Raw genomic sequence first — 17,049 nt, forward strand, 5'->3', positions numbered from 1 at the left:
ATCCGACACCCATACGGGTAACAGTTCTGCGCAGCGGCCCTCCGGGGCCGCTGCTGCTTCCGAATTCGCCATCGAGCTCATCAAGATCAACAAGAGCTTTGGCCCGGTCCACGCCAACAAGGATATCGACCTCGCCATTCGCCGCGGCAGCGTGCATGGCATTGTCGGCGAAAACGGCGCCGGCAAGTCGACGCTGATGTCGATCCTTTATGGCTTCTACACCGCCGACTCGGGCGAAATCCGCGTCGACGGCACCCCCCATGCCATCACCGATTCCCGCCACGCCCTGGCACTCGGCATCGGCATGGTGCATCAGCATTTCATGCTGGTCGACAATTTCTCCATCCTCGAAAACGTCGTCCTGGGCGTCGAGGACAATGCCCTGCTGGGCCCGAGCCTCACCCGTGCGCGCAAGGAACTGGTGCGCCTCGCCAAGGAATACCGGCTCGACGTCGATCCCGATGCCATCATCGAGGATGTGTCCGTCGGCACCCAGCAGCGCGTCGAAATTCTCAAAGCCCTCTATCGCGGCGCCGAGGTGTTGATCCTCGATGAGCCCACCGGGGTGTTGACCCCATCCGAGGCCGACGACCTGTTCCGCGTGCTCAACGAGCTGCGCGACCAGGGCAAGACCATCATCCTGATCACCCACAAGCTGCGCGAGATCATGGCCATTACCGACTATGTGTCGGTCATGCGCCAGGGCGAAATGGTCGCCACCCTCAAGACCGCCGACACCAATCCGGGCGAGATCGCCGAACTCATGGTCGGCCGCCGCGTGCTGCTGCGCGTCGAGAAGGGCCCGGCCACGCCGGGCGAAGTGTTCCTGTCGGTCGAGAACCTCGTCGTCAAGGACGACCTGGGCATTACCCGCGTCAAGGATGTGAGCTTCACCGTCCGCAGCGGTGAGATCGTCGGCATTGCCGGCGTCGCCGGCAATGGGCAGAGCGAATTGCTGGAATCGGTTTCGGGCATGCGCGACCAGTCGAGCGGCACCGTCCGTCTCAAGGGCCACCCGCTGTCGCTGGAAGGCGATGACGGCGCCCATCGGGCGCGCGAGGCCGGACTGGCCCATGTCCCCGAAGACCGCCAGCGCATGGGCCTGGTCACCGCCTTCGAGGAGTGGGAAAACGCCATTCTCGGCTACCAGGGCGACGACGCCTACGGCAAGGGCTGGATCCTCGACATCGACGCGGCGCGCGCCATCGCGCGTCAACGCATCGAGCAGTTCGACATCCGTCCGGCCAATGAGCGGCTCAAGACCGCCAACTTCTCCGGTGGCAACCAGCAGAAGATCGTGCTGGCCCGTGAAATGTCGAGCAATCCCGACGTGCTGATCGTCGGGCAGCCGACCCGTGGCGTCGATATCGGCGCCATCGAATTCATCCATAACCAGATCATCAAGATGCGCGACGCGGGCAAGGCCATCCTGCTCGTCTCGGTGGAACTCGATGAAATCCGCTCGCTGGCCGACCGCATCCTCGTGATGTTCGACGGCCACATCGTCGGCGAGGCCGATCCGGCCACCGCCACCGAGGGCGAGCTCGGCCTGATGATGGCCGGCATCAGCGACAAGACGGCCGCGGCGCCGGCAGTGGCCGAAGGAAAGACCAAATGAGCGCTTTGCGACCCCTGCCGCGCTGGGCGGACATCCTGCTCCTGCCGATCATCAACCTGGTCCTGGCCTTCGTGATCTCCGGCCTGGTCGTGCTGGCCATCGGCCAGAATCCGCTGGCCGCGCTCGAAGCCATTGTCGGCGGTGCCTTCGGCAGCGGCTACAATATCGGCTATACGCTCTACTACTCGACCAACTTCATCTTCACCGGACTTGCCGTGGCCGTGGCCGCCCATGCCGGGCTGTTCAATATCGGCGGCAATGGCCAGGCCTATATTGCCGGCCTCGGCGTGATCCTCGTGGCGCTGCCGCTGCAGTTCCTGCCCTGGTGGGTCACCTTCCCGATCGCCATCCTGGCCGGCGCCGCCGTGGGCGGCTTCTGGGCCTTCATCCCCGGCTGGCTGCAGGCCAAGCGGGGCAGCCACGTCGTCATCACCACCATCATGTTCAACTTCATCGCCGCGGCGATCATGGTCTACATGGTGGTCAACGTGCTCAAGCCCGCGGGCGTTTTGGCGCCTGAATCGGCCATGATCGACCCGGCGGGCCGCATGCCCAAGCTGGGCACCTTCATCCCGTGGTTCCGCAATACCGACGTGAACTTCACCCTGCTGCTGGCGCTGCTGTGCCTGGTGGGTGTCTATGTGCTCGTCTGGCACACCCGCTTCGGCTACACCATGCGTGCGCTGGGCCACAATCCGACCGCCACCACCTATGCCGGCATTTCGAATTCGCGCACCATCATGATCGTGATGACCCTGTCGGGCGCCCTGGCCGGCATGGTGGCCGTCAACCAGATCGTGGGCGTTCAGTACCGGCTGGTGCTCGATTATGTCGCCGATGCCGGCTTTGTGGGCATCGCCGTGGCCCTCATGGGTCGTAACCATCCCATCGGCATCCTGTTTGCCGCATTGCTGTTCGGCGCGCTCTATCAGGGCGGCAACGAGCTGCAATATGTGATCCCTGGTCTCTCCAAGGAAATGGTCGTCGTCATCCAGGCCCTGGTCATCCTCTTCACCGGCGCCATGGAGGGCATGTTCCGTCCCGGTCTGCAGCGCGCCTTCATGCTGTTCTCCCCGGCCCAGAAGGCCGAGGCGGAAGCGCGCAACGTCGCCAAGTCGGAGAGCTGAGCCATGGATCTCGCGCTCATTCTATCGACCCTTGACGCTACCCTCCGGCTTTCGACACCCCTGCTGCTGGCCTGCCTCGCCGGCCTCTATTCCGAGCGGGCCGGCGTGTTCGATATCGGCCTCGAGGGCAAGATGCTGGCCGCTGCCTTTGGCGCCGCCGCTGTTGCAGCCGTAACGGGCAATGTCTGGCTTGGCCTGCTGGCCGGTGTCGCGGTCTCCATCACCACCGCCGCGGTGCAGGGTGCCGCTGCCATTACCCTCAAGGGCAACCAGCTCATCGCCGGTGTCGCCATCAACATGCTGGCCGCGGGCCTGACCACCTTCCTGGGCATCCAGTGGTTTGCCCAGGGCGGCCGCACCCCACAGCTGGCTCCCGGCGGCCGTTTCCAGAACCTGACGCTGCCCTTCGCCAACGAACTGTCGGGCGTTCCGATCATCGGCCCCATCTATGCCGACCTCATCTCCGGGCATAATCTGCTGGTCTATGTGGCCTTCCTCGCCGTGCCGGTGACCTGGTTCGTGCTGTACCGCACCCGCTTCGGCCTGCGGCTTCGCGCGGTGGGTGAAAACCCCAAGGCTGTGGACACGGCGGGCATCTCGGTCACCCGGCTGCGCTACCAGGCTGTGCTGATCACCGGCCTGCTCTGCGGGCTGGCAGGCGCCTTCTTCTCCATCGCGCAGGGCTCGGGCTTCGGCAACAACATGACAGCCGGCAAGGGCTTCATTGCGCTGGCCGCACTGATCTTTGCCAAGTGGAAGCCGGTGCCGGCCATGCTGACCTGCCTGCTGTTCGGCTTCCTCGATGCGCTGCAAATCCGGCTGCAGAATACCGACATTCTCGGCGTGCAGATCCCGGTCCAGGCCATCCAGGCGCTGCCCTATGTGCTGACCGTCGTTCTGCTCGCCGGTTTCATCGGCAAGGCCGTGGGCCCCAAGGCCGGCGGCGTGCCCTATACCAAGGAGCGCTAGCGGCGACGCTGGCGCAAGGACCGTATGACCAAGACACCGACCGACCAGGCCTTGTTCAAGGCCGCCGAAGCCATTCGCGCCAAGGCCTATGCGCCTTATTCCCGCTTCTCGGTGGGAGCCGCGATCCTGGCCGATGACGGCAAGATCTATTCGGGCTGCAATATCGAGAATGCCGCCTATCCCCAGGGCAATTGCGCCGAGGCCTCTGCCATCGCCGCCATGATTGCCGGTGGGGCCAAGCGCATTACCCGCATCTATGTAACCGGCCCCGGCGCGGCCCCGGTCACGCCCTGCGGCGGCTGCCGCCAGCGCATCCGCGAATTCGCCGATCTCACGGTGGAAGTCATTTCCCACGGCGTCGATGGCGAGCCCCTCATCTGCACGCTCGATCAATTGCTGCCGCATAGCTTCGGCCCGGAGTATCTGCCCAAATGAGCAAGGCAGCCAAAACCATCCAGAAGATTGCCGGCAAGGAGCCCATCGCCGCTGCCCTTGTGCTCGGCTCGGGACTTTCGGCCATCGGGGAGCTGCTGGCTGACAAGGTCACCATTCCCTATTCCGAGCTGAAGGGTTTTCCCGGCGGCGGCGTCTCCGGCCATGGCCGGGACCTGCTGATCGGCAGCATGGGCGGCAAGCGCATCGCCATCCTCACTGGCCGCGAGCACTATTACGAACACGGCAATGCCGCCGCCATGCGCGCGGCCCTCGAAGCCATGGCCGAACTCGGCGCCTCGACCCTGCTGCTGACCAATTCGGCCGGCTCGCTTGACGAGCGTTTCCGCCCCGGCGATCTGATGCTGATTTCCGATCACATCAACTATGCCGGCATGAACCCGCTGATCGGCGAGCCCACCGACCGGCGCTTTGTCAACATGGTCAACTGCTATGCCCCGGACCTGCGCGCCAAGGCGCAGGGCCTGGCCGAGCGCATGGATATCCGGCTCGGGGAGGGCATCTATCTCTGGTATTCGGGGCCCAGCTTCGAAACCATTGCCGAAATCCAGATGGCAATCCGTCTGGGTGCCAATGCCGTCGGCATGTCGACGGCACCGGAAGTCATCCTGGGGCGTTTCCTGGGGATGAAGGTCTGGGCCTGCTCGTCCATCACCAATATGGGCGCGGGCCTTTCGACCGAAAACATCAGCCATGAGCATACCAAAACCATGGCCGTACAGGGCGCGGAGAAGCTGAAAAGGCTCATTCCCGCGCTGGTGGAGGAGCTATGAACCTACGTGTCGTAGACAACAAAGAGACCCACACGCCCCATAGGCGCAATCCCGGTTTCCCGCTCGATCTCGACTGGGTCGAACGCGTGCGCATGAACCGCTCGGCGCTGGAGCGCCGCGCCGGCTCGATCGGTGCCCGCCGCACCGTCAAGAAGGACTATCAGCTCGCCTGGCTGCTCAAGGCCATCACGCTGATCGACCTGACCACGCTCAATTCCGACGATACCGAGGGGCGCGTCGAACGCCTCTGCGCCAAGGCGCGGCACCCGCTGCGCCAGGATATTCTCGACAAGCTCGAAGTCGGCAACCTCCGCATCCTGCCCGGCGCGGTCTGCGTCTACCACAGCTTCGTCAAGACCGCGGTCAACGCGCTCGAAGGCACCGGCATTCCGGTCGCTGCCGTCTCCACCGCCTTCCCGCATGGCCTCGCGCCCATCGAGACCAAGCTGCGGGAAATCGAGATGTCGGTGGCCGACGGGGCCAAGGAAATCGACATCGTCATCGAGCGCGGCATGGTGCTGCGCGGCGACTGGCAGGCGCTCTACGACCAGATCAAGGCCTTCCGCAAGGCCTGCGGCGACGCCCATATCAAGACCATCCTGGGCACGGGCGAGCTGGCCACCCAGTCCAACATCGCCAAGGCGAGCCTGGTCTGCATGATGGCCGGCGCCGACTTCATCAAGACCTCGACCGGCAAGGAAAAGGTCAATGCCAACCTCGTCACCTCGCTGACCATGATCCGCATGATCCGCTGGTTCGCCGAAGAGACCGGCATCGAGATCGGCTACAAGCCTGCCGGCGGCATCGCCCACACCAAGGACGCGCTCAACTATATGGCGCTGATGAAGGAAGAGCTGGGCACCCACTGGCTGCAGCCCCACCTGTTCCGCTTCGGGGCGAGCTCCCTGCTGACCGATATCGAACGGCAGCTGGAACACGGCCTGACCGGGCACTACGCGGCGGACTATCGCCAGCCGATGGTGTGAGTTTCGGAGGTGGGCTTCTGGCCCCCTCATCCGGCGCTACGCGCCACCTTCTCCCACGAGGGGAGAAGGGGTTCCGACTGAAGACTCTCGGCTCCGTTGCCTTCTCCCCTCGTGGGAGAAGGTGCCCGAAGGGGGGATGAGGGGGGTGCGTAACGCCGCACCGAGGAGAATGACATGAACAAGATCGCGCAAATCTTCCAGACCCTCGATTACGGCCCGGCCCCCGAGGGCCCCGAACAGGCCATGGCCTGGCTCGACAGCCATGGCCGCAAGTTCGGCCATTTCATCGATGGCGAATGGACCAAGCCCGGCAAGACCTTCGCCTCCAGGAACCCGGCCAATGGCGAAAGTCTGGCCCAGGTCACCGACGGCACGGCCGAGGATGTGAATGCGGCAGTGGCGGCCGCCCGGGCCGCCTTCAAGCCCTGGAGCACACTCTCCGGCTATGAGCGCGGCAAGTATCTCTATGCTATCGCCCGCGCCATCCAGAAGCACAGCCGGCTCTTCGCCGTGCTCGAAACCCTCGATAACGGCAAGCCGATCCGCGAAAGCCGAGATGTCGATATCCCGCTCGTCGCCCGCCATTTCTACCATCACGCCGGCTGGGCCCAGCACCTCTCCCGCGAATTCCCCGATGCCGTCCCTTACGGCGTCTGCGGCCAGATCATCCCTTGGAACTTCCCGCTGCTGATGCTGGCCTGGAAGATCGCGCCCGCTTTGGCCGCCGGCAACACCGTGGTCCTGAAGCCCGCCGAATTCACCTCGCTGACCGCGCTGCTCTTCGCCGAGATCTGCGATCGTGCCGGCCTGCCCAAGGGCGTGGTCAATATCGTCACCGGCGAGGGGGATACCGGCGCTGCCATCGTCAACCATCCCGATATCGACAAGATCGCCTTCACCGGCTCGACCGAAGTCGGCAAGATCATCCGCGCTGCCACCGCCGGCACCGGCAAGGGGCTAAGCCTCGAGCTGGGTGGCAAGAGCCCCTACATCGTCTTCGAAGACGCCGACATCGACAGCGCCATCGAGGGCCTGGTCGATGCCATCTGGTTCAACCAGGGCCAGGTCTGCTGCGCCGGCTCGCGGCTGCTCGTGCAGGAGAGCATCGAGACCCGCTTCATCACCAAGCTCAAGAAGCGCATGTCCACGCTTCGCGTCGGCGATCCGCTCGACAAGTCCATCGATATCGGCGCGCTGGTTGCCCAGGTGCAGGTGGAACGCATTCGCGACCTGATGAAGCGCGGCACCAAGGAAGGCGCCATCATTTATGAACCCGACGGCGATCTGCCGGGCGGCGGCTGCTTCCTCAAACCCACCCTGGTCACCAATGTCTCGCCCGCCAATACCCTGGTGGCCGAGGAGATCTTCGGGCCCGTCCTGGTCGCCATGAGCTTCCGCACGCCGGAAGAAGCCGTGGCCCTGGCCAACAATACCAAATACGGCCTGGCTGCCACCGTCTGGAGCGAGAATATCAATCTCGCCCTCGACATCGCCCCCAAGCTCAAGGCCGGCGTGGTCTGGATCAACGGCACCAACAATTTCGACGCTGCAGTCGGTTTCGGCGGCTACAAGGAAAGTGGCTTCGGCCGTGAAGGCGGCCGGGAGGGCATGGGCGCCTATCTCAAGCCGGGCTGGGAGAAGACGCTCAAGGCAGCGCCCGTCGCCAAGGCCGCACCCGCCAAGGATGACAATCCGCTCGACGCCACCCATCTCGATCAGACCGCCAAGATGTATATCGGCGGCAAGCAGGCCCGCCCCGACAGCGGCTATTCCCGCCCCGTGCGTGACCCCGCCGGCAAGCTGGTCGGCGAGGTTGGCGACGGCAATCGCAAGGATATCCGCAACGCCGTGGAAGCGGCGCGCGGGGCCCTGGCCTGGTCCACCACGGCCGCGCATACCCGCGCCCAGATTCTCTACTTCCTCGCCGAAAACCTCGACTATCGCCGCGCCGAATTCGCTGCCCGCATCAAGGCGCAGACCGGTGATGACGGGGCAGGGGAGGTTGCGCTCGCCGTGGAGCGTCTCTTCGCCTTTGCCGGCTGGGCCGACAAATATGATGGCGCGGTGCACAATCCGCCCCTGCGCGCCGTAGCCGCCGCTATGGTCGAACCGCTCGGCGTCATGGGCGTGGTTGCCCCCGCCGCCCTGCCGCTGCTGGGTTCAGTCGCGCTGATTGCCCCGGCACTGGCCATGGGTAATACGGTCGTTCTCGTGCCCTCCGGCACGTCCCCGCTCTCGGTTACCGACCTCTACCAGGTGATCGAAACTTCGGACGTGCCATCGGGCGTCATCAACATCGTCACCGGCGACAGTGTCTCGCTGGCCAAAACGCTGGCCGAACACGACGGCGTCGATGCCCTGTGGTTCGCCGGCAGCGCCGATGCCTCGACCATGGTGGAGAAAGCCTCCATCACCAATCTCAAGCAGACCTGGACCAGCCGGGGGCTCAACTACGACCTGTCCGACCGGCGCTTCGAAGGGGACTATTTCCTCGGCAAGGCCACCCAGGTCAAGAATGTGTGGATTCCCTACGGGGCGTAAGCTCGGCGAACCCCCACCTAACCTCCCCCTGAAAAGGGGGAGGAATCCGCGCGGTGGGTGAGGTGCGATCGTGCCCCAAACTCAATCTGTCCCTCCCCATGACAGGGGGAGGTTAGGTGGGGGTATCCCCAAACAAGAGAGCCAATCAATGGTCTTCCTCCCCCAAGAAGTCATCCTCAAGAAGCGCAATGGCGAAACGCTGGCCGCGGACGACATCGCCCAGTTCATCGCCGGCTTTGCCAAGGGCACCGTCTCCCATGCCCAGGCAGCCGCCTTCGCCATGGCGGTCTATTTCCAGGACATGACCATGCCCGAGCGCGTGGCGCTGACCGTGGCCATGCGCGATAGCGGCACCGTGCTCGATTGGTCCGATCTCGATGGCCCCGTGGCGGACAAGCATTCCACCGGCGGCGTCGGCGACAATGTCAGCCTGATGCTGGCGCCGATCCTGGCCGCCATCGGCATCTATGTGCCGATGATTTCCGGCCGCGGCCTTGGCCATACCGGCGGCACGCTGGACAAGTTCGATGCCATACCCGGCTACCAGACCAGCCCCGACAATGCGCTGTTCCGCCAGGTCGTTCGCCAGGCCGGCTGCGCCATCATCGGCCAGACCGCCGATCTCGCGCCCGCCGACAAGACGCTCTACGCCATCCGCGACGTGACCGGCACGGTGGAATCCATTTCGCTGATCACCGCCTCGATCCTCTCCAAGAAGCTGGCCGCCGGGCTCGGCGCGCTGATCCTCGACGTCAAGACCGGCTCGGGCGCCTTCATGCCGACGCTGGAAAAGTCGCGCGATCTGGCGAAAAGCCTCGTCGAAGTGGCCAATGGCGCCGGCCTCAAGACCGCGGCGCTGATCACCGACATGAACGAGCCGCTGGCCAGTGCCGCCGGCAATGGCCTGGAAGTCCGCAACGCCGTCGATTTCCTCACCGGCGCCCATCAGGACTGGCGCGTGCGCGAGGTGACGCTGTCGCTTTGTGCCGAACTGGTGTTCATGACGGGCAAGGCCACGACGCGTGACGCCGGCCGCATGCTCGCCGTCGCCGCGCTCGATAGCGGCCGCGCCACCGAACGGTTTTCCACCATGGTGCACGCCCTGGGCGGGCCTGGAGATTTTGTCGAGCGCGTCGACGCCTATCTGGCGCCCGCCCCGATCGTCCGCGACGTCTTTGCCATCGGCCAAGGCACCGTCGCCGCGATCGATACGCGCGGCGTCGGCATGGCGGTGGTGGCGCTTGGCGGCGGTCGGGCCACGCCTACCGACACCATCGATCACACCGTCGGCTTTGATCACCTGCGCGGCATCGGTGCCCAGGTCGATGGCCAGACCCCGATAGCCCGCATCCATGCCCGCGACGAGGCCTCGGCAGCCGACGCGGAAGCCCGCCTCAAGGCGGCCTATCGCCTTGGTGACGCCGGTCCGGCCTTTCCGCTTATCGCCGATACCATTGACCCGACCGCCTGAGGACCATCCCATGCCCCGTGCCATACTCTGCATTCTCGACAGCGTCGGCATTGGCGGCGCGCCGGACGCTGACGCCTATGGCGATGTCGGCTCCAATACCTTCGGCCATATCGCCGAGCACGCAGCGGCCGGCAAGGCAGACCGCGATGGCTTGCGTTCGGGCTTGCTCAACGTCCCCAATCTCGATGCCCTGGGCATCGGCGCCGCCATCCAGCTCTCGACCGGCACCCTGCCGCCCGGTCTCTCGGCCACGGCAAAGGGCGGGCGCTTTGGCGTCGGCCGCGAAGTCAGCAAGGGCAAGGATACCCCATCCGGCCATTGGGAAATCGCCGGCGTACCGGTGCCCTTCGAATGGGGCTATTTCCCCCAGACCGAGCCGACCTTTCCGCCCGACCTGATTGCCGAATTCATCAAGCGCGCCAAGCTCCCCGGCATCCTGGGCGACAAGCATGCCTCGGGCACCACCATCATCGCCGAACTGGGCGAGGAGAGCATCCGCACCGGCAAGCCAATCTGCTACACCTCGATCGATAGCGTCTTCCAGATTGCCGCGCATGAGAGCCATTTCGGGCTCGAGCGCCTCTACGAGATCTGCCAGATCGCCTTCGAACTGACCTCGCCGCTGATGATCGGCCGCGTCATCGCCCGCCCCTTCGTGGGCGAGGATGTCGCCAGCTTCAAGCGCACCGGCAATCGGCGCGACTTTGCCATCTCGCCGCCCGAGCCGACCCTGCTCGATCGCAACAAGCAGGCCGGCAACCAAGTCTATGCCATCGGCAAGATTTCCGACATCTATGCCGGTCACGGCGTGACCCACAAGATCAAGGGCACCGGCCTCGCCCAGCTCTTCGACAAGACGCTGGATGCCATGGAAATGGCCGCCGACAACGCCTTCGTCATGACCAACTTCGTCGATTTCGACAGCGAATATGGCCACCGCCGTGACGTGCCCGGCTATGCCGCTGCGCTCGAATATTTTGATTCCCGGCTGCCCGAACTCATCGCCAAGCTGCGGCACGACGATCTTCTGGTGCTGACGGCCGACCATGGCAATGATCCAACCTGGCCGGGCAGCGATCACACGCGCGAACAGGTGCCGATCCTGGTCTTTTCCCCAAGCCTGTCACAAGGCGAGATTGGCATTCGCCCCACCTTCGCTGATATAGGTGAGAGTATTGCCCACTGGCTCGGCCTCGCGCCCGGCCGCCACGGCAAGAGTTTTCTCTAACGCGTCAGGCGGTTCCCATGAGCACCAAGGTCGGCAATGTCACGGTCATCGATCACCCGCTGATCCAGCACAAGCTGACCATCATGCGCAACAGGGAGACCTCCATCGCCGGTTTCCGCCGCCTGCTGCGCGAGATTGCGCATCTGATGTGCTACGAGGTGACCCGCGATCTCGAGCTGGAAATGATCCCGATCGAGACACCGATGTCGCAGATGGACAGCCCCGCCATCAAAGGCAAGAAGCTGGTCTTTGCGTCCATCCTGCGCGCCGGCAATGGCCTGCTCGACGGCATGCTCGACCTGGTCCCCGCCGCGCGCGTCGCCCATATCGGCATCTATCGCGATCACGAAACGCTGGAGCCGGTTGAATACTACTTCAAGGCGCCGTCCAACCTCGAGGATCGCCTGATCATCGTGGTCGACCCGATGCTGGCCACCGGTAACTCGGCCACGGCGGCGATCGAGAAGCTCAAGGAGCGCGGCGCCAACAATATCCGCTTCCTCTGCCTGCTGGCGGCGCCCGAAGGCATCGCCAACTTTACCGCCGCCCATCCCGACGTGCCGGTCTTCACCGCCTCGATCGACAGCCACCTCAACGAGAAGGGCTACATCGTCCCCGGCCTCGGCGATGCGGGCGACCGCATGTACGGCACCAGGTAAAGGCCCACGCGAATGGCGAAACTTGTTCACACAATGATCCGCGTCGTCGACGAAGCCCGTTCCGTCGGCTTCTATCAGAAGGCCTTTGGCCTTTCGGTCGTTGATCGCCTCGACTTCGAGACTTTTACCCTCGTCTACCTGGCCGGCGACGAGGTCGGCTTTGAGTTGGAGCTGACCATCAACAAGGGACGCGCCGAGCCATATGAGCTGGGCAACGGCTATGGCCACCTCGCCGTCGTGGTCGACGACGTCGATGCCGAGCATGCCCGGTTGACCGCCGAAGGCTTTACCGCGGGCCAGCTGGTCGACTTCAGGAACGGCGAGGTGCTGGTCGCCCGCTTCTTCTTCGCCACCGACCCGGACGGCTACAAGATCGAAGTCATCCAGAAGGGCGGGCGCTTCCGCTAGGCGGCAGACCCCCGGGTCAAGCCGGAGGGTGACGATCGTATTGGGCCGGGGCTTACTTCGCCTTGAGCGGAAGCCCCAGTGCGATCAGTTCCTTGCGCAGCATCACCGGATCCTGGAAGTGGATGCCATGCATGCCGAACTTGCGGGCCGCCACGATATTCTGCTCGCTGTCATCGATGAAGACGCAGTTCTCGGCGGCAATGCCATAGCGTTCGCAGAACACCCGATAGAGTCGCGGATCCGGCTTCACCAGCCCCTCGAGCCCTGAAACGATCACCCCATCGAACTTTTCGAGGAAGGGCCATTCAGGCAGGCAGCTCACCCACTTCTCCCAGGAGAAGTTGGTGATGGCAAAGGTCGGGATGTCCTGCTCGATCAGCTCGTTGTGAATGTCGATCGTGCCCTCGATGAAGCCGCCCAGCGTTTCCTTCCAGCGCAGGTCATAGGCCTGGATTTCGCGCCAGTATTTGGGGAAGCGGGTGATCAGCTTGGCGACACCCTCGGAATAGATCTCGCCAGCGTCGAATTCGAGATTCCAGGCCAGCGTGCAGATTTCGTCCTGGAACCACTGTGCGTCCTCCTCGCTCTCGAAGAGCTTGCGGAACAGGTACATCGGGTTCCAGTCGACGAACACGCCGCCAAGGTCGAACACAGGGACAAGCGTATCGTTCATCGTCTACCGCCGGAGAGTGAAAGGTTGCTGGCTTGTGGCATGCGTCCGTGAGCCGCGCAAGCGGGAGAGGCTGCTGCCGTAAGCCGGGAAAGGCCTAGTTCACGGAGATGCTGCCGCCGAAGCGGGGCATGAAGAAGTTCTCGCGATAGAGGCGGATCGGCTGGTCGAAGGCAAAGCCATACATCGGCAGGTACGTGTTCGTCGCCTCCGCCACGATGAGGAAGTTCCCTGCCGCTATGGTCTGCATGGCCTCTGCCAACTCATAGGTATCCCCCGGCAGGTAGTCGGTCCCCACGCCATAGGTCCCGTCCACATATTGCCGGGACCAGACGACGGTCGCGGTGCCGTCGTCATCCACGTCCAGCTGTGTCACCACCTGGCCCAGCCCATCGGCCGGGTAGGGTGTCATGATCCCGCCGGCGGCGCGGAAATAGTCGGTCAGCGTGGCCGCGGAGATATTGGTGTCGGCCCGGGCAACGAGGTCACCCAGCGTACCCGCCACCGATTGCACGCGGCGATCCATCGAAATCACCGCGCTGGCCTCCACAGAGCCGATATAGACCAGCAGCATGATCGGCAGGATCAGGGCGAACTCGACGGCCGCCGTCCCTGCTTCGCCCACCCGCAACAGCCGCAGGCGCTGTACCAGACCGTGCCAGGCCATTCTCATGAAAAGGGCTCGTTGCGGAAAACCGCGGCTGCGCCGAGCAGCCTTTTATTCCCGGGCAGGTTCGCCATGGAGACGTCGCCCAGGCCCAGAACCACAGGCCATTTGTAGTAGACCTGCACCAGGACAATGTTCGACCCCTGGCCTGGCGCATAAACTGGCGTGCGCGTCCAATTCTCTTCCTCGTCGGCAGTCCAGTCGACGGGCGGCGTGATGCTGGTCGCATTGAAGTTGTTGAGCACCTGCACCTCGACGAACAGCTCTTCCTCGCAGTCCGCGAAGAGCCCGTACAGCCGGCCGCAGATGGTTGCCTTGAAGCTGGCCTCGGTGACATTGGCGGCCTGGGCCTGGCCGGTGCGGATCAGCCGGCTCACATCATGCACGGCGCTTTCGAGGATCTGGCCCGACAGGAAGACGATCGAGGTCTCGAGGATGGCGCCGACAATGGAGAAGAAGGGAACGGCCAGCAGACCGAATTCAACGGCGGTGACACCGCGCTCGTCGCGCGCGAAGCCGCGCCGCCGCTTGGGCAGCAAGGCTCGTCCGATCAGCGAGACAAGATTGGTCGCCATTATCCACGCCTGGTTGCAACGAAGCGAACCTAGACCCGCGTGGCTAACCGATGGTTAGTATCCGGGCCGCTGCGCCGGGCGCTTGCGGCTAGGGTTAACCGATGGTCAACGTCAGTTGGCGAGCTGCTGTACCAGCTGGGACGAGGCCACCGCCTGCGACGAGAAGGCGGGATCGTCGCCCATCATGATGACGGACTGGCAGACCGGGGCGCAGGCAAGGCTGGTGCGCGCCTGCCCCTGATAGACCGTCACTACGCCGGCCTGCATCTGCACCACTTCGATCAGCGTATCGGCGATCGGGTTACCGGCGCTGTCGAGCACGATGAGGTTGGTCTGGCCAAAGCTCTTGCCGGTCAGGATCAGCGTCTGCGGATCCTGGATGGTGACGTCCGCAATGCCGGGATTGCCGACAATCACGGTCGCAGCCGATGCATTGATGCGCAGGATGCGGGCCATGTTGACATTGACATTGATCGGCGCGCCGTCCTGCGCCACGACCGGGGCGGGGGCGAGGCTTGATGCCAGCGACAGGCTGAATGCGAAGACGGCGGCAAACATGGGGCGCATGGCGGTTCCGGCGGTACTGATACTCGACACCGCCATTTTCCGCGCGAATGGTTTATAATTGGCAAACGCTGTGCATGCGGTCACAGCGCTATTCTGCAAGTATGCCCCGAATATATAGCAGTATCTTGCGGACGTGATGCCCGCATCTCACGACGTCGGTAGCAATGACTGCCTGCCTTGCAGTATATCGGGTTCGGGATGACTTGGATAAAATGCCATGTATCTCGTTAACCCTCTGATTAACATAAGGAAATCGGATCTGCGTTACGCCGGATGAGGTCTTTCGATTAACGCAATCTCAAGGACTCCCCTCTAGCCTCGGTCACTGTTCGATGTGTGACGTGTCGAACGATGGCGTCACTTGGTGACGTAGAAAAATGGAGCCTGGGAATGAACATCTTCGCACGTTTCGCGCAGGACGAGTCTGGCGCGACCGCAATTGAATACGGCCTCATCGCCGCTCTGATCTCCGTCGGCATCATCCTTGCCGCATCTGCTCTCGGTACCAACCTCGGTGCGCTGTTCAACGGCATCGCTGGCCGCCTGAACGTGACCGTTCCGACCTGATAGAATTTCGACGTGCAGATCGAAGGGGGGAGTGCTCGCACTCCCCCCTTTTTATTTGAGCTTTCTTAACCGCCGCTGGGCAATCTCAGCGCACCGGTTGCGCCGGCGGGAGATCCATCATGTCCACACTTGCAATGCTTCTGTTTCCGCTCGGCATGGCATTTGCGGCATCCTCCGACCTGCTGACCATGCGCATTTCCAACAAGCTGGTCCTGCTGCTGGTCGTCGGCTTCTGTGTCGTGGCCATTTCCATCAACCTGCCGCTGCAGCAATTTGCCATGCATGTGACCTGCGCCCTTGTCGTGCTGGCCGTCGGCTTCGTGCTCTTCGCCCTGCGCTGGATCGGCGGCGGCGACGCCAAACTGGCTGCCGCGACCACGCTCTGGCTCGGCTTCGGGCTGACTCTGCCCTACCTCGTCTATGCGGCCCTGCTGGGTGGCGTGCTCACCCTGCTCATCCTTGCCTTGCGCAACGTGCCGCTCACTCCATTCCTTGCCCGCTTCCGCTGGCTCGAGCGGCTGCATGACCGCAAATCCGGCGTGCCCTATGGCATCGCCCTGGCCCTGGCGGGCCTGCTCACCTACACCAACTCGACCATATTCGAGCGCCTCACCGCCTGATCAGTCATGGCCAAGAAACGCGCAAGTTCCGCCCGACCCTGGCGTCGGCTTGAGCACGTTTGTTCTCTGCTCGGGCAAAAGTCCAAAGTTCACATATTGTTAACCGCATTCGAAAAGCTCCGGTTAACCAAACTTTGACCCTTTGCGGTCACAGTTCACCCTGTTGGAATTGGGCCCGTTGCGCCCGCGTACAACCGGAGTGAGTCATGAAGCCGGCGCGTATCATCCTGTTGCTTGTGGCGCTTGTCGCCGGCGGACTGGCGGCCTTTCTGGTGACGCGCGGCGGCAGCCCTGCGCCGCAGCAGGTGGTGACCACTGAGGTCGTGCAGGAGGAAAAGACCCAGATCCTGGTGGCCAAGGCGCCCATCGGCATGGGTGAGCGGCTGAGCCCGGTCGTGCTGGAATGGCAGGATTGGCCGCAGGGCGCCGTGCGCCCCGAATATGTCACCATCTCAGCTATGCCCGACGCGCCCACGCAATTGACCGATTCCATTGCCCGCTTCGAGTTCTTCCCCGGCGAGCCGATCCGCGAGGCCAAGCTTGTCCGCACCGATCAGGGCTATCTCTCGGCCGTGCTGGCCGAGGGCATGCGCGGCGTTTCGGTGGGTGTCACACCCAGCTCGAGCGCCGGCGGCTTCATCGTCCCCAATGATCATGTCGATGTCCTGCTGACCACCCAGACGGAAGCGGGCCAGCAGTCCGAGGCCATCCTCTCCAATGTGCGTGTCCTCGCCATCGGCCACCGGCTGGGTGAGATGGGCACGACGGGCGGACAGGAAGACCCCAATAGCCCCGCGCCCACGCCCACCGTGTTCGACAGCTCCACCATTGCCACGCTCGAGCTCGACCCGGGCCAGGCCGAAACCCTCATCAATGCCTCCACCATGGGGCAGCTGAGCCTCACCCTGCGCTCGGTGGTCGATTTCAAGCGCGGCACCGTTGCCGATACCCCCAGTTCAAACCAGACCGTGCGGCTCATCCGCTTCGGCAAGGAACAGTCCGTCATGACCGGCAACACGGTCAGCCTCGCAGCGCCGCAGATGGGCGCGGTGGTCCCCGCAGTGCTTCCCGAGCCGCAGGCGCCGAGCGAGCAGACACAGCCTCCTGTCGCAATCGATCCCCAGGCGGTGCCCCGTTAGGGCGGAGATGA

Annotated in this window: 18 protein-coding genes; 14 read left to right on the plus strand and 4 right to left on the minus strand. The window is 63.9% G+C overall.

All coding sequences use genetic code 11. The annotated features are described in order from the left end of the window. The first annotated feature begins 70 nt into the window (after positions 1-70). The 11 genes from ACLI1C_RS03805 to ACLI1C_RS03855 all read left to right on the plus strand — a co-directional run bounded on the left by ACLI1C_RS03805 (position 71) and on the right by ACLI1C_RS03855 (position 12,233). The gene (locus ACLI1C_RS03805; protein WP_411398210.1) at positions 71-1,618 is read left to right on the plus strand and encodes an ABC transporter ATP-binding protein; all 1,548 of its coding nucleotides are present in this window, start codon (positions 71-73) and stop codon (positions 1,616-1,618) included. Then, positions 1,615-2,745, plus strand: coding sequence for an ABC transporter permease (locus ACLI1C_RS03810; RefSeq protein ID WP_411395524.1), 1,131 nt, complete (start codon positions 1,615-1,617; stop codon positions 2,743-2,745). Before ACLI1C_RS03805 ends, ACLI1C_RS03810 begins: the two co-directional genes overlap by 4 nt. Positions 2,746-2,748: 3 nt before the next feature. Further along, entirely contained in the window at positions 2,749-3,714 is a 966-nt protein-coding gene (locus ACLI1C_RS03815; RefSeq protein ID WP_411395525.1) for an ABC transporter permease, read from the plus strand. 24 nt (positions 3,715-3,738) lie between these two features. Continuing rightward, positions 3,739-4,149, plus strand: a complete 411-nt coding sequence (locus ACLI1C_RS03820; RefSeq protein WP_411395526.1) for a cytidine deaminase — start codon at positions 3,739-3,741, stop codon at positions 4,147-4,149. After that, the gene (locus tag ACLI1C_RS03825; RefSeq protein ID WP_411395527.1) at positions 4,146-4,940 is read left to right on the plus strand and encodes a purine-nucleoside phosphorylase; all 795 of its coding nucleotides are present in this window, start codon (positions 4,146-4,148) and stop codon (positions 4,938-4,940) included. Before ACLI1C_RS03820 ends, ACLI1C_RS03825 begins: the two co-directional genes overlap by 4 nt. After that, positions 4,937-5,926, plus strand: a complete 990-nt coding sequence (gene deoC, locus ACLI1C_RS03830) for a deoxyribose-phosphate aldolase (protein WP_411395528.1) — start codon at positions 4,937-4,939, stop codon at positions 5,924-5,926. Before ACLI1C_RS03825 ends, deoC begins: the two co-directional genes overlap by 4 nt. Before the next feature lie 174 nt (positions 5,927-6,100). Continuing rightward, the gene (locus tag ACLI1C_RS03835) at positions 6,101-8,467 is read left to right on the plus strand and encodes an aldehyde dehydrogenase family protein (protein ID WP_411395529.1); all 2,367 of its coding nucleotides are present in this window, start codon (positions 6,101-6,103) and stop codon (positions 8,465-8,467) included. Positions 8,468-8,615: 148 nt separating this feature from the next. Continuing rightward, positions 8,616-9,938 carry a thymidine phosphorylase gene (deoA, locus tag ACLI1C_RS03840; protein WP_411395530.1) on the plus strand — a complete coding sequence of 441 codons (1,323 nt, stop codon included), beginning with the start codon at positions 8,616-8,618 and terminating at the stop codon, positions 9,936-9,938. Positions 9,939-9,948: 10 nt separating this feature from the next. Further along, positions 9,949-11,166 carry a phosphopentomutase gene (locus ACLI1C_RS03845; protein WP_411395531.1) on the plus strand — a complete coding sequence of 406 codons (1,218 nt, stop codon included), beginning with the start codon at positions 9,949-9,951 and terminating at the stop codon, positions 11,164-11,166. A gap of 17 nt (positions 11,167-11,183) precedes the next feature. Then, positions 11,184-11,825, plus strand: a complete 642-nt coding sequence (upp, locus tag ACLI1C_RS03850; protein ID WP_411395532.1) for a uracil phosphoribosyltransferase — start codon at positions 11,184-11,186, stop codon at positions 11,823-11,825. A 12-nt stretch (positions 11,826-11,837) separates the two neighbouring features. Next, entirely contained in the window at positions 11,838-12,233 is a 396-nt protein-coding gene (locus ACLI1C_RS03855; RefSeq protein WP_411395533.1) for a VOC family protein, read from the plus strand. Positions 12,234-12,285: 52 nt separating this feature from the next. Here ACLI1C_RS03855 and ACLI1C_RS03860 read toward each other — a convergent pair whose 3' ends face one another. From ACLI1C_RS03860 to ACLI1C_RS03875, 4 genes are all read right to left on the minus strand, one after another. Beyond that, positions 12,286-12,906 (minus strand): HAD family hydrolase, encoded by a 621-nt coding sequence (locus ACLI1C_RS03860; protein ID WP_411395534.1) that lies wholly within the window; start codon positions 12,904-12,906, stop codon positions 12,286-12,288. Between the two features lie 94 nt (positions 12,907-13,000). Then, entirely contained in the window at positions 13,001-13,576 is a 576-nt protein-coding gene (locus ACLI1C_RS03865) for a TadE/TadG family type IV pilus assembly protein (RefSeq protein WP_411395535.1), read from the minus strand. Beyond that, positions 13,573-14,145 (minus strand): TadE/TadG family type IV pilus assembly protein, encoded by a 573-nt coding sequence (locus ACLI1C_RS03870; RefSeq protein WP_411395536.1) that lies wholly within the window; start codon positions 14,143-14,145, stop codon positions 13,573-13,575. Before ACLI1C_RS03870 ends, ACLI1C_RS03865 begins: the two co-directional genes overlap by 4 nt. A gap of 111 nt (positions 14,146-14,256) precedes the next feature. Then, positions 14,257-14,742: a pilus assembly protein N-terminal domain-containing protein gene (locus tag ACLI1C_RS03875; RefSeq protein ID WP_411395537.1), complete on the minus strand. Its 486-nt coding sequence runs from the start codon at positions 14,740-14,742 to the stop codon at positions 14,257-14,259. A gap of 360 nt (positions 14,743-15,102) precedes the next feature. Between ACLI1C_RS03875 and ACLI1C_RS03880 the strand changes: the two genes are divergently transcribed. The 3 genes from ACLI1C_RS03880 to cpaB all read left to right on the plus strand — a co-directional run bounded on the left by ACLI1C_RS03880 (position 15,103) and on the right by cpaB (position 17,038). Beyond that, positions 15,103-15,279 (plus strand): Flp family type IVb pilin, encoded by a 177-nt coding sequence (locus ACLI1C_RS03880; RefSeq protein ID WP_411395538.1) that lies wholly within the window; start codon positions 15,103-15,105, stop codon positions 15,277-15,279. A 119-nt stretch (positions 15,280-15,398) separates the two neighbouring features. After that, positions 15,399-15,899: a prepilin peptidase gene (locus tag ACLI1C_RS03885; RefSeq protein ID WP_411395539.1), complete on the plus strand. Its 501-nt coding sequence runs from the start codon at positions 15,399-15,401 to the stop codon at positions 15,897-15,899. A 206-nt stretch (positions 15,900-16,105) separates the two neighbouring features. Beyond that, positions 16,106-17,038: a Flp pilus assembly protein CpaB gene (cpaB, locus tag ACLI1C_RS03890; protein ID WP_411395540.1), complete on the plus strand. Its 933-nt coding sequence runs from the start codon at positions 16,106-16,108 to the stop codon at positions 17,036-17,038. Positions 17,039-17,049: the final 11 nt, after the last annotated feature.

The organism is Devosia sp. XGJD_8, assembly GCF_046614475.1.
Lineage (GTDB): Bacteria > Pseudomonadota > Alphaproteobacteria > Rhizobiales > Devosiaceae > Devosia.

Coding starts and splice junctions, on each gene's coding strand:
- ACLI1C_RS03855 (WP_411395533.1), top strand. CDS start 11,838: ATGGCGAAACTTGTTCACACAATGATCCGCGTCGTCGACGAAGCCCGT.
- ACLI1C_RS03865 (WP_411395535.1), bottom strand. CDS start 13,576: ATGAGAATGGCCTGGCACGGTCTGGTACAGCGCCTGCGGCTGTTGCGG.
- ACLI1C_RS03810 (WP_411395524.1), top strand. CDS start 1,615: ATGAGCGCTTTGCGACCCCTGCCGCGCTGGGCGGACATCCTGCTCCTG.
- upp (WP_411395532.1), top strand. CDS start 11,184: ATGAGCACCAAGGTCGGCAATGTCACGGTCATCGATCACCCGCTGATC.
- ACLI1C_RS03860 (WP_411395534.1), bottom strand. CDS start 12,906: ATGAACGATACGCTTGTCCCTGTGTTCGACCTTGGCGGCGTGTTCGTC.
- ACLI1C_RS03815 (WP_411395525.1), top strand. CDS start 2,749: ATGGATCTCGCGCTCATTCTATCGACCCTTGACGCTACCCTCCGGCTT.
- ACLI1C_RS03835 (WP_411395529.1), top strand. CDS start 6,101: ATGAACAAGATCGCGCAAATCTTCCAGACCCTCGATTACGGCCCGGCC.
- deoC (WP_411395528.1), top strand. CDS start 4,937: ATGAACCTACGTGTCGTAGACAACAAAGAGACCCACACGCCCCATAGG.
- ACLI1C_RS03820 (WP_411395526.1), top strand. CDS start 3,739: ATGACCAAGACACCGACCGACCAGGCCTTGTTCAAGGCCGCCGAAGCC.
- ACLI1C_RS03845 (WP_411395531.1), top strand. CDS start 9,949: ATGCCCCGTGCCATACTCTGCATTCTCGACAGCGTCGGCATTGGCGGC.
- ACLI1C_RS03880 (WP_411395538.1), top strand. CDS start 15,103: ATGAACATCTTCGCACGTTTCGCGCAGGACGAGTCTGGCGCGACCGCA.
- ACLI1C_RS03825 (WP_411395527.1), top strand. CDS start 4,146: ATGAGCAAGGCAGCCAAAACCATCCAGAAGATTGCCGGCAAGGAGCCC.
- ACLI1C_RS03870 (WP_411395536.1), bottom strand. CDS start 14,145: ATGGCGACCAATCTTGTCTCGCTGATCGGACGAGCCTTGCTGCCCAAG.
- ACLI1C_RS03885 (WP_411395539.1), top strand. CDS start 15,399: ATGTCCACACTTGCAATGCTTCTGTTTCCGCTCGGCATGGCATTTGCG.
- deoA (WP_411395530.1), top strand. CDS start 8,616: ATGGTCTTCCTCCCCCAAGAAGTCATCCTCAAGAAGCGCAATGGCGAA.
- cpaB (WP_411395540.1), top strand. CDS start 16,106: ATGAAGCCGGCGCGTATCATCCTGTTGCTTGTGGCGCTTGTCGCCGGC.